The 15,368-nt window shown below is 47.8% G+C and carries 12 protein-coding genes; 6 read left to right on the top strand and 6 right to left on the bottom strand.

The features are described from left to right. Nucleotides 1-71: 71 nt before the first annotated feature. The 3 genes from ELR70_RS00735 (at nt 72) to ELR70_RS00725 (ending at nt 4,345) form a co-directional block, all read left to right on the top strand. A complete protein-coding gene (locus tag ELR70_RS00735; RefSeq protein ID WP_128064425.1) occupies nt 72-2,408 on the top strand; it encodes an ATP-binding protein in 2,337 nt (778 codons plus the stop codon). Beyond that, nucleotides 2,401-3,633, top strand: coding sequence for a hybrid sensor histidine kinase/response regulator (locus tag ELR70_RS00730; protein ID WP_054013263.1), 1,233 nt, complete (start codon nt 2,401-2,403; stop codon nt 3,631-3,633). Before ELR70_RS00735 ends, ELR70_RS00730 begins: the two co-directional genes overlap by 8 nt. Before the next feature lie 244 nt (nt 3,634-3,877). After that, entirely contained in the window at nt 3,878-4,345 is a 468-nt protein-coding gene (locus ELR70_RS00725) for a helix-turn-helix domain-containing protein (protein ID WP_054013264.1), read from the top strand. 42 nt (nt 4,346-4,387) lie between these two features. Here ELR70_RS00725 and ELR70_RS00720 read toward each other — a convergent pair whose 3' ends face one another. From ELR70_RS00720 to ELR70_RS00700, 5 genes are all read right to left on the bottom strand, one after another. Then, nucleotides 4,388-6,637 carry an ATP-binding protein gene (locus ELR70_RS00720; RefSeq protein ID WP_128064424.1) on the bottom strand — a complete coding sequence of 750 codons (2,250 nt, stop codon included), beginning with the start codon at nt 6,635-6,637 and terminating at the stop codon, nt 4,388-4,390. 214 nt (nt 6,638-6,851) lie between these two features. Next, nucleotides 6,852-8,126 carry a hemolysin family protein gene (locus ELR70_RS00715; RefSeq protein ID WP_277749862.1) on the bottom strand — a complete coding sequence of 425 codons (1,275 nt, stop codon included), beginning with the start codon at nt 8,124-8,126 and terminating at the stop codon, nt 6,852-6,854. 101 nt (nt 8,127-8,227) lie between these two features. Beyond that, the gene (locus ELR70_RS00710; protein ID WP_164881414.1) at nt 8,228-8,992 is read right to left on the bottom strand and encodes a helix-turn-helix domain-containing protein; all 765 of its coding nucleotides are present in this window, start codon (nt 8,990-8,992) and stop codon (nt 8,228-8,230) included. Then, nucleotides 8,955-9,398: a carboxymuconolactone decarboxylase family protein gene (locus ELR70_RS00705; protein ID WP_054013269.1), complete on the bottom strand. Its 444-nt coding sequence runs from the start codon at nt 9,396-9,398 to the stop codon at nt 8,955-8,957. The genes ELR70_RS00710 and ELR70_RS00705 overlap by 38 nt, the downstream gene beginning before the upstream one ends. 98 nt (nt 9,399-9,496) lie before the next feature. Further along, nucleotides 9,497-10,570: an SGNH/GDSL hydrolase family protein gene (locus ELR70_RS00700; RefSeq protein WP_054013270.1), complete on the bottom strand. Its 1,074-nt coding sequence runs from the start codon at nt 10,568-10,570 to the stop codon at nt 9,497-9,499. Nucleotides 10,571-10,811: 241 nt separating this feature from the next. On the opposite strand from ELR70_RS00700, the gene ELR70_RS00695 reads away from it, so the two are divergent. From ELR70_RS00695 to ELR70_RS00685, 3 genes are all read left to right on the top strand, one after another. Then, the gene (locus ELR70_RS00695) at nt 10,812-11,381 is read left to right on the top strand and encodes a hypothetical protein (protein WP_054013271.1); all 570 of its coding nucleotides are present in this window, start codon (nt 10,812-10,814) and stop codon (nt 11,379-11,381) included. A gap of 87 nt (nt 11,382-11,468) precedes the next feature. Next, entirely contained in the window at nt 11,469-11,663 is a 195-nt protein-coding gene (locus ELR70_RS00690) for a hypothetical protein (RefSeq protein ID WP_054013272.1), read from the top strand. A 180-nt stretch (nt 11,664-11,843) separates the two neighbouring features. Continuing rightward, on the top strand, nt 11,844-13,442 hold the full coding sequence (locus tag ELR70_RS00685) for an SUMF1/EgtB/PvdO family nonheme iron enzyme (RefSeq protein ID WP_054013273.1): 1,599 nt from the start codon (nt 11,844-11,846) through the stop codon (nt 13,440-13,442). Between the two features lie 46 nt (nt 13,443-13,488). Here ELR70_RS00685 and ELR70_RS00680 read toward each other — a convergent pair whose 3' ends face one another. Continuing rightward, on the bottom strand, nt 13,489-15,303 hold the full coding sequence (locus tag ELR70_RS00680; RefSeq protein WP_054013274.1) for a winged helix-turn-helix domain-containing protein: 1,815 nt from the start codon (nt 15,301-15,303) through the stop codon (nt 13,489-13,491). Nucleotides 15,304-15,368 lie beyond the last annotated feature (65 nt).

Raw genomic sequence — 15,368 nt, 5'->3', positions numbered from 1 at the left:
GACGATGACACGCTCCTGTTTGGCTCTGAGGATGAACCAGAAGAGTTACCCAGCCTGCCCCCTGGAAAATCTTGTTGGTTGATGATGAAGAAGACATCCACCAGATTTCGCGGCTGGTGCTTGAGCAGATGGAGCTGGATGGCCGCGGCGTGACCTTCTTAAATGCATACAGTGGCACTCAGGCACAGCAGGTATTGGCTGAACATGACGACATTGCACTGATTTTGCTTGATGTTGTGATGGAGACAGCCGAAGCCGGACTGGACTTTGCTAAATACGTGCGTGAAGAAGCGCAGAATCATAAAGTCCGGATCATATTGCGCACCGGTCAGCCTGGTATGGCGCCTGAATCTGACATTACCCGGGAATACGATGTTAACGACTACAAAACCAAAACAGAACTGACCAGCAGTAAGCTAAAAGCGTCGGTACTGGTTGCACTTCGTACTTATCAGCATCTCGACAAAACCCAGCAAGTCCAGTCTGGGCTGGATAAAATCATCACTTCTACCAATGCCCTTTTGAGCGACTCTGAGCTGGTTGAATTTGAACTTAGGGTGTTTCAGACCCTTACGGAAACTTTGCCACTCAGCCAGCAATTTGAACCAACCCCAATGAGTGTGTTTATTGTTGAGCTGGATCGCTCCAGGGAGGCCTTTGAGCAGCTTCTGCCTCAGGAAGACATTGCGCTGGCCATGCCAGAGCCAATCCGGCAGCAATTTATGACACAATACAGTGCTCAGGAGAACGCTCAGTCAGAGCGTAGCACTATTTTGGACAATTACGCCTTGCTATTTCTGGGTGATAAAGCCGATGGCACCCCCATCTTTGCAATTGCCTGCTACACCAACCCAATAGAAGAGCAAGAAGCACAACTGTTGCTGAATCTGGGCCATAATCTGGGCATTGCCTGGCGCAACACTCAGCTTCAGGAAAGGCTCAGTAACAACAATATTGAGCTTGAGGGGTTGGTCGAAGAACGTACGGCTGAATTGCAATCGGCAAGAGAGCGCGCCGAACAAGCAAACCTGGCAAAAAGCATGTTTTTATCGAACATGAGCCACGAAATCCGCACCCCACTCAATGCAGTGCTGGGCTTTGCCCAGTTACTTGAGCGAGCCAATGATTTAAGCGCCAGCCACAAAGGCACCATGAACAAAATTATCAGAGCCGGAAACCACCTGCTGGATATCATTAATGACGTGCTGGATATTTCAAAAATTGAAGCAGGCTCAAGTAAGCTCAACCCCGTTGATTTTGAACTGAATACACTGCTTGAGGACCTGGGGAGTATGTTCAAACTCAAGTGCGAGCAAAAACAACTTAGCTGGCAACTAGACAGCACACTTAATACACCGACAGGGGTTCATGGCGATCAGGGCAAACTGCGTCAGGTGCTGATCAATTTGCTCGGAAATGCCGTTAAGTTTACAGACAAAGGAAGCATAAAGCTGAGCTACACGCAGCCAGGGCCAGGACTACACCATTTTGAAGTGCAAGACACAGGGCCTGGTATCGAATCAGAAGATCTGGAAAATCTCTTTAATAGCTTTACACAAGGTAGCGCTGGGGTCGAAAAAGGCGGCACCGGACTGGGTCTGTGTATTTCATCCAAACAAGTTGAAATGATGGGCGGCAAGCTGGATGTGCAATCTGAGCCTGGCAAAGGCAGTTGTTTTTCATTTACTTTGCCACTGCAAGAGGCACAAGTGGCTACCACCAGCGCTCAGAAACGCAGTTTGCAGCAATTAAGTGTTCGTGCCGATAAACACTTGAGCGCTTTATGTGTAGACGACGTTGCCTATAATCGGGAGATACTTGGCCACACACTGGCAGCTTGTGGTATTGACGTAGATTACGCAGAGGATGGCAAACAAGCCATCGAACTCATTCAGCAAAAAAACTTTGATATTGTGTTTTTGGATCTGCTGATGCCTGTTATGCGCGGCGACGAAGCCGTGGTGATTATTCGAAAAGATCTTGGTTTATCTGAGCTAAAATGCGTGGCTATTTCGGCATTCAGTTTACATCATGAGGTACAGCATTATCTTAGCATTGGCTTTGACCAGTTTATTGGCAAACCCTACACAATTGAGCAAATCTTTGACTCCTTGTTGTCGTTTTTCCCTGACCACTTTGAAAGTGCTGAACTGGCGGAATCAGCCCGCTCAGACACTGAGCCATCAGACGAGATCCTACCCGCCAACTTTTCGCTGCCTGCGGAACAACGCGCTCAATTAATCCGATATGCTCAGGTCAATAACAGCTCACGTATTAAGCAAACCCTGAAAGAAATTGAGTCTCAGCAGCCAAATAACAGGCAGCTTACCCAATACTTGGCTAAATTTATAAGTAGGTTTGACATGGCAGGCTTTATTGCGGCGCTCAACGAGGTGCAAGATGGATGATGATCCGGTTTCACTGAACAATTGCAGAATTTTAATTGTTGATGACAAGGCTGAAAACCTTGAACTGCTAACCAACTTTTTAGAGCCAGAAGGCTATGAAGTGGCTTTTGCCACATCGGGCAAAGAGGCTATCAACATTGCCACCATATTTCTCCCCCATCTGATCTTACTCGATGTGATGATGCCCGGCATAGATGGGTTTGAAACCTGTCGGCGGCTGAAGTCCCTCGGCAAGGTTAAAGAGGTTCCGGTTATTTTTGTCACCGGTAAAAGCGAATTAAGCGATATTGTAGAAGCCTTTAGCGTCGGTGCGGTTGATTATGTTACTAAGCCCATTCGGCAGGAAGAGTTACTGGCCCGTGTATCTACACACCTGCAATTACAAGCCCTGATCAATTTACGCGACGAGCTTATTTCCACACTCAGAGACAAGACGCTGGAGCTCGAAAAACTGTCAAAGCTCAAAGAGCAGCAACTTGAAACCTCTCAACACTTCAGCCATATTGGTGAACTGGTTGGAGAGCTCACCCATGAACTGGGTACCCCTTTAAGTGTGGTGCGCACTGCGGTGTCACATCTTAATGAAAAGCAACAAGAGCTCGGTCAGCAACTACAAAAGCAAACGCTGGCAAAGCATGACCTGCAAACCTTTATTGATAACACCGCCCAAAGCTGTGAGATAGTGCTATCCAGCATGGACAATGTGATGCACCTGATAGACAGCTTTAAGAACATAGTGGTCGGCGAGTTCAGTGGCACTATTTCACAGTGCAACTTGCATGACTACCTGCACAACATTCAGTATGTTCTGACACCCAAGTTAAAACGTACCCCCCACACAGTTGCAATTAACTGTCCGCAGACACTGCACATAGTGTCGGATACCGGAGCCCTGTCTCAGGTGTTAATCAACCTCATCAACAACGCCCTGATCCACGCATTTGAAGAACAAACCGCTGGTACGATAGATATTCACGTTGAACATCAGGGTGGCAATATTGCCCTGAACATAAAAGACAATGGCAAGGGCATTGAATGTGAAAAAGCCAGCAAGGTCTTTGATAAATACTACACAACTCGGGTAGGCACAGGTGGCAGTGGGCTGGGCTTGTATATCGTTAAGAAGCTGGTTGAAACTCGCTTGAACGGCAGTATTGCGCTATCCAGTGAGCCAGGACAAGGCACCGTCTTTAATATTGTACTGCCTCAGGAGTTAAAAAACTAATCAGTGCCAGACAGTTATCTACTTTATATTCTGCCAAGACTTTGAGATGTCGGTGTGCTTATCCCTCAGATAATATTATACAGCGAGTGTGATTTTCGCTACTCTGTAATTCAGAGAAGGCGCGGCACTCTCCACCTAACACATTGAAATGTATACTTTGTCACTCCAGTGTCGTCACGCTGACGTACACTACCGGCGAGGATATGCGTAAAACAAGTGACAGAGCAGCAAACAGGAAAAAATAATGACAATCAGGAAACTCAGATTGCAACGCGGTTGGTCACAGGAACAGCTGGCAACGCTTAGCGGATTAAGTATTCGTACAATTCAGCGAATAGAGCGAGGTCAGAGTCCCAGTCTGGAGTCATTAAAATCGTTGGCTGCTGTTTTTGAAACTGATGTTGCAGATCTCAAAGAGGAGCCGAATGATATGAACCATGAATCAATAACCCAGCAGGAACAACGTGTCATAGAGCAGGTACGCGCAATAAAAGATTTTTACTCGCATTTAATCACCTATGTATTAGTCAACGCCGCACTGTTTGGCATAAACATTTTCACCAGTCCGGATTATATCTGGGCCTGGTGGCCAGCACTCGGCTGGGGAATAGGACTGCTCAGTCACTGGGCGAGCGCGTTTGAGATATTCGACTTGTTTGGCGCGCAATGGGAAAAGCGCCAGATTGAGAAACGCCTGGGACGAAAACTCTAAATAGAGGTAAACGAATTCTTTCGCCGCTGAGCGGCCAGGCGGCTACTGCGTTTGGCCTGCGGCTTTGTCCACCAGCATTTTGAGCATTTCAGCTTGTAGTACATCGGCCTGAATGGGTTTGCTGACATAGCCACTCATACCGCAGGCCAGACAGGTTTTGCGCTCCCCCAGCATCGCATTGGCAGTCAGCGCGATAATAGGCAGGTCACGACAGGCCTCTAACTCCGGGCTGCTGCGGATATGTCGGGTTGCTTCATAGCCATCCATTTCGGGCATCTGACAGTCCATCAAGACCAAATCCGGTAAGGCGTGTTCAGGCATCGCTTTGAGCATATCCACAGCCTGCTTTCCCGACTCAGCCAATTGTACTTCTACCTCCCAACTCACCAACATTTTACTGGCAACCACCTGATTGATAGGGTTATCTTCTGCAAGCAACACACGTACGCCACGTAAGGGCGACTCCGGCGCAACAGGCTCGGGTAGCTTAGAACCAGAATGGCCTGAAAACATCTGGACCAGGTCTTTGGCGGTAAGCGGTGGATACACGACCGTTATCTGGTGCTGAGCAAATACCGGCTCGTGCTGTAGCTCACATTGCATATTGCACATAGCAAGTATTTTTCGACTCCCCGATAAGACCCTGAGCGCTTCAAGTTGTTTTTCCTGATACGCAGGCTCGGTCATATCTAAAATCAGCACATCGTGGCTGATATCGCCGGCAAGAGGTAACATTAACACCTGTGCCTGGCAACCCAACACCTCAAGCTGTCGGCACACAATTTGTGTCAACCTGGGCTGCTGTGACAACACCGCAACACGCGCCCCTTGTGGTACAATGTCCCTGCCCCACAACCCGCCCTTTTGCGCTTCAACCTGAAAATGGAAACGAAAATGCGCACCGGGATCGTTGCTATCAACCAGCTCAATATCTCCGTTCATCAACTTGCAAAGTTGCTTAACAATGGCAAGTCCCAATCCGGTGCCACCATATTTACGAGTCGTCGAGGCATCGCACTGACTGAAAGAGCTAAACAACTTGTGTCTGGCCTCAGGTTTGATGCCAATGCCAGAATCAATAACATCACACTGCAATACGGTAGAGGCAGACACTGCCACTTCCTCACAGGCCAGTTTTAGCTGGAGCGTGCCGGAGTCGGTGAACTTAACGGCGTTACTCAATAAATTGGTGAGGATCTGCCGTGTCCTGACCGGGTCCAGACAGACAAAACGATGTTTCAGACCGTGGCAGTCTACCAGCAACGTGAGTTGCTTTTGATCTAACGTGATAGCAAACGATTTGGCCACCGAATCAATCAGCTCATAAAGGTCAACCGAGTCAGGGCTTATCTCCAGTTTGCCCGACTCAATTTTAGAAAAATCCAGAATGTCGTTTATCACGCCTAGCAATGAATGGGCGCTGGCATCAGCCAGTTTGGCGTATTGTTTCTGCTGCGCTTCCAGGTCATGACTGAGCAATAAGTTAAGACATCCAATAACACCATTAATTGGTGTACGGATCTCATGGCTCATATTTGCCAAAAACTCAGACTTCATTTTTGAATGCTGCTCTGCACGTTGCTTTGCCTCCTGCAACGCCTGGTTCGATTCTATCAATTGATGCTGTATTTCGCGGTTCTTGGCATTACGATATTCGCCAGTCATGATCGCAAAGGCAAAGTTAAACACCAGCTGACTCATAAACAGGGAAATCACAAATAACTGCGCCTTTAACGTGTGATCTTGCTGAAGGCTATGGGTTGCGGGGTCTGACAAAACATCAAACGCTTTACCCAGGGCAAAAAAACTGAGAAACCCCAGGCTCAGGCTGATCAGCACAAGTGACACCGAATAACGAGGCCGACCAAAACGGTACAGACAAGTCCAGATCCACCCTGAAGTGATGGTGAGCGTGAGCATACCCAAGATCAGTCGCGATGCGTAATTTGAAACGACGTAAGTAAAAATGCAGTGAATGAGCAAAAATGCCCCGTAGTAACAGACAATCTTACGCAGCGGTACAGCTTGCTCGCAGGCATGGTAGCAGCCAATGAGCACCAGAATTAAAGCTGCCTGACCAAACAAATTGGGTAGCAGATAACGTACACTCAGTGGCAACTCATTTTGCACCCCGAACAGGATCATGCAAAGTGCCAAACAGATTGGTGACAACGCCCAGTATAGCGTGGCTTTCACGTCTCGGTTGGCCAGCCACAAAAACACCAATGCCAGCGCGGAGGCAACCACCCCGGCACCAGCCATGAGCAATAACGAAGGCGTAGATAATTGCACTGACGACTCGATTAGGAGCCAGTTAAAATCTACCGACTCCGCTAAAATTAACGGTTATTCAAAACTCTAGAAGACAGATGCAGGCTTGTAAAGTGAGTGAAAGTGTCAAACTCGAATACTGTCTGACACTTTAATTTAAAGCAATGTACACTTTCAGAACAGCGGTGTACTAGAGGTTCGCGGACGCCAATCGCGAATGCTAATCGCACAAGATTTAGCTGCGGCTCACCTCAATCTGTTTAATGGCGAGGCCCTGTATCTCTGTCACCTTAAAGGTAAAGCCCTCAATTTCTATCGTTTCGCCCTGATGGGGAAAATGTCGGCAGTGATGGATCAGATACCCCGCGAGCGTCTCTATTGAGTCAACAGGCATAAACTCATGCTCAACCACCGACAACTGAAAGTCTTTCATCGACATATCGCCCTGCACCAGCCAGCGCGAGGCATCTTTTTGACGAAACTGGGCTTCTATCGCCTCGCTGTCTTTGAGCGCAATAAAGTTTAGTATGCTGGACAATGTCACCATACCCACCACAGTCGCAAACTCGTTGATCACCACCGCAGTATTGCAAGGATGTGCTTTTAGCGCGTTCAGTGCATCCGATAAGCTCAGTGTATCGAGCAGGATAACCGGCCGTAAAAAAGCCTCCTGCTGAGCATCGAGCAGGGGTCGGCCTGCAATCAGATTACTTAACAACTGCTTCGCCTCCACGGCCGCAATCACCTGATCCAGGCTAGCATCGCAGAGTAAATACTGCTGAAAACTGTGACTTTGAATTTGTTTTGCCAGCGCTTTTTCATCGTCATGGATATTTAGCCATTCAACGGCATCACGATTAATCATTGCCTGAGTAATGCTGGTCTGGTCCAGGTCCAACACATTGCCGATAATATTGTGCTCATGTGCCCCCAACTCTCCCTGCTCAGCGCTTTGGTCAACAACCGCAAACAAGTCATCCCTGGTGATCAGTTCATCGCGTTGGTTGGGTAGTTTAAATGCGCGAATAATCACATCCGCCATCAGATTAAATAGCCAAATCACAGGTTTAAACAGCCAAACGCTTGCCAGCATCAGGCTGATAAAGCGCATTGCAATAGACTCAGGGATCACCATGGCAACCCGCTTAGGCAGCAGATCGGCAAACAACACAAACATGGCCGTGATCAGCAAAAAAGACAACACCGTTGAAACTTGCAGTAAAACCGCCTGGTACTGGCCTACATCGGCAACAAACAGCGTAGCGACCACGTCTAATGCATGATAGAGATAAGGCGTAAATACCGACTCACCAATCATACCAGCGACTATGGCCAGCGCGTTCAGCACAACCTGAACAGCGGCAAAAAACTGGTGCGCGTTTGCCTGCAAATACATCACTTTTTTGGCGCGGAGATCGCCCAGATCCAGCCGGCTTTGTAGTTTTACTTTACGCGCAGCAGCAAGAGAAATCTCGCACAAAGCAAACACAGCGCTCATTACTATGAGCAAAAAAACCCATATAAGGTCCAATTACACACCTGATGGTTAAACAGAATTCGAGCGCGATATATACGCCCAATCGGTGTTGCTGGCAATAAAAAAATCGTTATTTACACAAATAATTGGCGGGCATATTTACCCGGGGTGATCCTCAGAATGTCCTTAAACTCCCGGGTGAGATGTGCCTGATCAGAAAACCCACAAGCCAATGCTAATTGTGCCAGGTTTGTCAAAGGGTTATCTCTGAGTTTTTGCTGCGCATTGCGGATCCGGTAAATACGAGCAAGGTATTTAGGAGTCAGCTCCGACTGTTCTTTTACCTGCCGTTCAAGCTGGCGCATACACAGAGGCACAGCGCGATAAGCGTCTTCAAGCGGATGTAACTGCATCAGCTCATTAATCAGCTGGTAAGTGTATTGCAGGTCACCGCTTAAATTCGGCGCAAAGGCTGCAAAGGTGTCCAACCACTGCTGCAGGGTTTGTAGTGTCGGCGTTTGTTTGAGCTGCTCAGCCAGCGCACATAAACCGGATGTCGATAACAACGGATGGACCGCTTCTTGAAGCGCTTTGAATCTCGCCGGAAATAAGCGGATCCCGGCAAATTCGGCTCCGGCACTGTAACTGAGCTCTGCCGCTTGTTTGGAAGGGGCCTGAATATGAAAAGGTGCGGATATTTTATGCCTATCCAGCGTCAACTCGCCTTTTAGCAAAAATAAGACGCCCTGAGCACCATCGCAGGGTAACCAGCGCGTACCCGCCTGCGTAGCACGTGCAAACCACACGGCCTGCACGTATCGCCCTGTTTCGCCATCCGGTTGATGGCGCTGTAAAATTAACTCATTGTTCATCTGGGTCAGGTTTAAACATTTTGACAACTCGGTTCCAGGCATTGATAGCATTGATAGCAACCGTCAGAGTAACCAGAGCATCATCACTGAACACGTCTGACAATTGCGCATACAAAGTATCCTCAATGGGTTGGAGGTTTGTCAATTGCTCGCATAAAGTAAGTGCCAGTCGCTCCTGCACTGTAAAGCCCGACATATCTCGCCAGGCATTTAGTGCGATAATCCGTTTGGCGCATTCCCCCTGCTCCATCGCCTGGCGGCTGTGCATGGCAATACAGTAGCCACACTGGTTCAGCTGAGACGCCCTGAGTTTAATCAGTTCCCAAAGTTTTGTATCCAAGTGACGCGTCACTTCCTCATTCAGCAATTGCTCCTGAACAAACAGATGTTGCATCAATTTTGGGGCACATTGTAAATAATTAGCTCTTTTCATGGTCTTTTCCTGTTGTGTCTTCTATGGCAATCAGGTTACCCCCAAGCATCACAACAGGATTGAAGAAAAACGACTTTAACGCATGAATATCTGAGCAATCAGAGCAGCTCGTGTTGTTTGATAAAATCGACCAGTCCGGATGCGATGTCCTTATGTTCCTGCGCCGTCGGGTGCCAGATACAGCCTTCCAGAGGAGAAACGAAGGTATTGGCATACACATGTTCAACCCCTTCGCTGGCCAATTGTTTCAATGCTGTGTCCGTCGCCGGAATGATAAAGTCGTAGGGATAAGCAGGTCGGGGCATAACCACTATGGCCACTTCCGGATAACGACTTCGCAAAGAGTGAACAAACTCGACCATCGCTTCCTCCCACGCAGCCTTTACCTCTTCGATGGTTTGCCATGGTTCATGGGGTTGAGGATCGGTACTAAAATCATTAGTGCCAAACTCAAGTACGATTAACTCAGGGTACCTTTCCTGATATGGCAGTTCATCGCCAAACACCGCTGATATTTTATCAACATAATCGACCAGTGTGTGATGTGACTGGTTGCCATTCCAGTTGCGAATTAAACCCAAACCGGAATACGAAACCTGAGTAAAAGAGCTATTTAATTGCTGCGCAGCCAGATAAGGAAATGCCAGTCGGGCGTTACTGGTTTCATTGATCTCCTGCCAGGTGCACTGCCTTTTGGTTGATTCGCTGCCAAAGCCGGCACTGATCGAATCGCCTATAAAGAGAATATGCGGTTGTACCTCCCAGGCACCTTCGAGCCGTCCATCCACTTCAAAACTAAGGAGTTTACTGCGCGCCTCGTAGTGCTCCCAGCGCTTGACCACTTCAATATGCACGCGTTTTGGCTGTGGCTGTTCAAATAACACAAAGCTCTGTGCTTTTGCGGTTTGCGCCGTAACAATCTTTTTATGTAATTTGCCGTCAACCAGAATGTCGAATTGCTCGCCGTGGCCCACTAAGTTAACTGCCAAAGACTTCCCCACCAGCTGAGTATGAATGGCGGTGCCTGGCCAGTTGAATTCAACACTGCCGTCCTGATAGTTTTTATGAATACGGCCTTCATAAACCAACGCATGATGGGTAGCGGGCAGAATATTGGCCAAACAATTCAGGCTAACACTCAGCCCCAGTAAAATGAATATTAAGCGAGACATAGCAAGTTACTTTTTTGTTAAAAAAGTAAACCTAGTGTTTAAACCCTAACTCCACAAGCCGATTAAATTGAAATTTTCTAAACTGATGCGCTTTAGAGAACCACAAAGAAAATAAAAGCCTTGGGTTAGACTCTAAAACCAATACCAAATAATGACAGCCTAACCAATTCCCCTCTTTTATTCTTATTAAAAAGGCAATATAGTTACCAGAAGGTAAATAAAAAACACAAGATCAATTAACATGCTTTCAATTTCTCGTGCAACGATATTATCAGTGCTGTTGCTCAGTGGCTGTAGTCAAGTATATACACCGCAATCACACCCAACCAAAGTAGCCGCCAGTTGTGAGGCGCCGCAGCTTGAACATCCCGGCTTGCAATTGCTTACTGATCAGACTGTTCCGCCGGGCATCATTCTGGATAGCGGCCAGGGTGGATTGTGTGATGCAAAAAACTATCAGGTTGTTGAGGACATGGTCATTTGGCGTGCCTGGAACAGCACCTACGAAGGATCAAAACTGGGTAAATGGTGGTCACTGGACAAGCCAGCCGGGCCGATTTCTCTGTATCGCGCTGAATTCAATATTTGCCCCAAATACTCACCACTGGACATGCTGGTGCGTTGTACACTCAAAGCGGGTACTCAGGTGGTCATAGGGCCAGGTCAGAGCGCACAATGCAGCGAGTATTTTTCCTATCCACAGTCTGCTACCAACCAGCTTTATCTGACTAATGCCGAGCAGGCGACGATGAACTGTACCACTTTCTCCGGGCAGTTTTCCTGGCATGAAGGTGAAATGAAGGAACAATAGGTTTACTCCCTGCAACGCCTTTTTAGCGTTGCGGGGATCCACAACGAAGCGCTCAATACGCTTCCTAACACGACAAAGGAAATGAAAATGAAACTCTCGTTAAACAAAAAAAAGATTAAGTCACTGTCTCAAAACAGCACTTTATCAGCACAGCAAACCCCTCAGATCGGCGGCGCAGTTGCAACCGGATTTCCGAACTGCCCCAATACCAACTTTTGTAATTCAATCAATGCCTGCTGGACATTCAAAGACAATCGTCCAGATTGTATTATCTGGGGCTAATTGATTGCGCCAGTAAAAATACTTTGCGGCGACACTTTTCGCCGCATCATCATTAACTAACAACATGATATTTATACTTATATACTCTATTCTACTTCTATTTGGCTAACTTTCAGAAATAAAATAGGACTCTCATCACGCCAACCATTAGTGTCTCTGTAAACATTGAGAGGAGATCCTATGACTTTACCGATTCACGCACTATTACTGAACACCATATCAGCCTCAGCACAGGTTGCCCCCATTGAACCAGCCCTTGTCCCTGTCGTAAACAAAGACCAGCAGATAGACCTGCAGATGGGAAAATATGAGATCACGGTTGCGGAATTTTCCCGCTTTGTTGAAGCAACAGATTATCAGGTACCAAAAAAGTGTATGTTGTTTACTTCAACACGCTGGCCGGATCCTGACTCTCCGGGTAACTGGGATAACGCTGAATTGACTCAAAATCCCTACCGTCCTGTTGTTTGTGTCGGTATACCCGGTGCAATGGCCTATGCACAATGGTTATCTGAGCAAACCGGTAAACCCTACCGGTTGCCCACCTTACAGGAATGGCAACTGGCCGCCTCTGCACAGACCACAAGCCGCTCACCATTTGGTGAGGACTGGCAGCAAACACAGATCTGCAAGTATGAAAATACCGAAGATCTTGCAAATCTAGCTGGCATGCAGATTGATCATCAACACCGCTACAGTACCAGCGCAAACTGTAACGATGGCGCGGTTTATCACACAGTTATAGGCATGTATCGGCCAAACCCACTGGGTCTGCACGATATGATGGGCAATGTGAAGGAGCTGCTGCAAAGTTGCCAGCGTTGGGATGACAAAAATCCAAAGCAATGCACACACTATGATGTTGCTGGTGAAGGCTGGCACTGGCAAACGCGTGGCGTCTTCAATGCAGACACCATTGCGGCTGATTTCTATGGCAGCATAGAGGGGTTTCGTTTAGTGCTTGAACAACCTGCTAAGGAAGGCGAGACGCCATACAATAGTGTGTTTGCCAGGGAGCTTGCTGATGCACAGCGCCAGCAACGGCTTGTGCACCAACAGCTGGGGCAGCTTCCACCCGCTCCGGCTGGCGTACGTGCAGTTCGTAATCAAAACAACCAGGTAACTATTAGCTGGCAGGGACTTGCCAATCAATCTGCCCGCTACTCTGTGTACCGAAGTTACGTTGACCCGAACGGCCAGCTCAGCCGTAAACAGACACTGGTAGCCAAAGACCTGACTACAGAGCAGTTTACAGATCAGCTGCCCGGAGCGGGGCAAGCTAGCTATACCGTTGCTGCAACCACAAGCCCAGGTCAGGGGCCCTTCAGCATATCGGTAGAAACCGGGCATCATGTCATATTTAAGCCAGGACAGCGCATTGAGGCTGAGCACTATGTGACTCAGGAACAAGTTTACCTGATTGACCATAAAGAAAAGAACCAGCAAAGCCTGGCATTCAATGACAACCCCTATCATTACCCAACCGGTGATAAACCTTTATTGCCGGCATGGAGCAGTTATCAGTTCAAAAGCCCAAAACAACAAGACGTCGAACTGCAGATGCGACTCAGAGCCGATGAGGGAACCCAAATCGAGATTTGGCAGGGGCATCACTTGGTCGCACGAATCGCAGATATGGTGCCCGATACACTGGATATAATCAAAGTACCAGCAAAACTGATAGCCTCCGATGCACCAATAGAAGTAAGAGCTGGCACGCAAACCTGGTTTATGGTTGACTGGTTACAGTTTAATCCCTTAGCCAGCTTGAAGCAGTAATTCGAATTCTTAAATAGACGTATCGAACAGTGCCAAATTAGGACAGTTATAACGCCGCCAGCTCTCGTTCTGAGATTTGCTGGTGGCGAAGCCAATCAGCCCCGGTATTTGCTTTCAGATATGCAAGATAATACAGTTTCTCTTCCTGCGTGCTTGAACTAGCCCGGTAAAGCTTTAGCGCGGCTGTTTGTGCACTTTGCCCATCAAACCGCTGCTGAGCCAATGTAAATGCGCGTTTCAGTGCGGCTACCATATGTGCTTCTTGGGCCTGTGCAGCGTAAATTTGTGCCTGTAGTAGCAATGCCCTGGGATTCTGTGACTCTGGCAGGATCAAGGCGTGCGCAGCTTCGTAATCACCCTGCGCCAGCGCATGCTCCACTAAAAGAGCCATCGCCTCATTCTGAACCCAATAGTTTTTCCCCGTACGAGGTAGTGCAACAACTTGCTTCAGATATGGCTCAGCATCGCTGTCGTTGCCACTAAATATTGCAAAATGATACAGCACAATAGCCTGATAACTTTTGTCCAGTTCATGTGCAGTCAGTACTGACTGAGCCAGATTGAGATGATGGTACTGTTTTTCAACCTGTCCGGTTTTTTTAGCCAAGATGGAATACAATATGTGCAGCTCAAACCGGCGCAAACCATCAACACCATCTGTCATGGTCTCTGCTAGTGCCTGCTCCAACACTTGGTTCATTAATGACCAATTACCCAGCTCATAGCTAAGCCAGGCCAGTGTTGTCACATAGCGGTGCTTTAGCGGCTCAAGCTGGGTTTTATGCAATACCGCTGACATATCCCGCAAACTTGCCGTCGCCAGTACATGCTGGCTGCGCATTTTGTAAACCTTCCCCTTGTGCCAGTGAGCCAGTGCCACATAGGGCTTGTACTGATAGCCATTAAACTGCTCAATCAGGCGGTCCAGATAAGTGATCGCCAAATCAAATTGTCCCTGGTCAATATAGTAACGGCCAGCGGCAAGGAGAAGTTCGGGGTCATCCGGTGCCTGTCGACTCATAGAGAGCACAACCAATTCTTGTGTCATGGCCTGATTGTCTGCAAACAGCCCCAGCGATTTCAAAGTAGTCAGACGTCGGCTCAGGCTTGTTACTAACTCACTTTCATTCGACGCATAAACATAGCCTTCCCAGATTCTGCCAGATCTGGTGATGCCATAATGAATAAAAACACCGCTTGATTCTGGATATAGCTTACCCCACATCTGCCAGCTTTTCTGACCTTCTGACCATAACAGCTCCGGTGTTTCAAATGCTTCTTCTATGCTAATTTCAACCGGCCCCTGCTGGTTCTGCTGCAGTTCGGACATAGCAATTGCCTGAGCAGCAACATCATAAAATGGCAATATGCCAGCCTTTACGTCACCATTAGCCAAAATGGTGATCTGCGTGCTGCCTGAGTGCTGATTGTTGGCAAAAAGACTCGCGGTGACATAACCACACGCGCAGACAAGCAACACTGCCATAAGCCACCAGGGAGACACCTTGCGTCTGACAGCAAACTTCGTTTGCATGGGTGTCTCAGTAACAGGCTTCTCAATAGATGTCTCAGTGACAGGCCACTGCCATTGATACCCCAAGCGAGCGTAGGTATGTATTGCATCGTCACCCAATATGCTTCTGAGCTGGCTAATGGTCTGAAAAATCACTTGCTCAGATACCACAGTCTCACCCCAGACTTCATCCAGGATCTGCGCTTTGCTGACTATCTCTTTATGGTGGGTCAGTAGTAGATGGAGTAATAGGGCTTGCTTGGGTTTGAGGGGCACGCGATATTCTTTTTGATACAGTGCCATGCGGGTCAAATCAAATCGGTAGTCTGCAAAGTAAATATCGGACATAAACCGTGTTCAAAACAATGAGTGAGTTTAATCCAGTATCTTGCAATATATTATCAGCGAATGCA

The sequence above is a fragment of the Pseudoalteromonas sp. R3 genome, from assembly GCF_004014715.1.
Lineage (GTDB): Bacteria > Pseudomonadota > Gammaproteobacteria > Enterobacterales > Alteromonadaceae > Pseudoalteromonas.
Note: the sequence above shows the minus strand (reverse complement) of the source record. Positions and strands in the feature narration are given on the sequence as shown.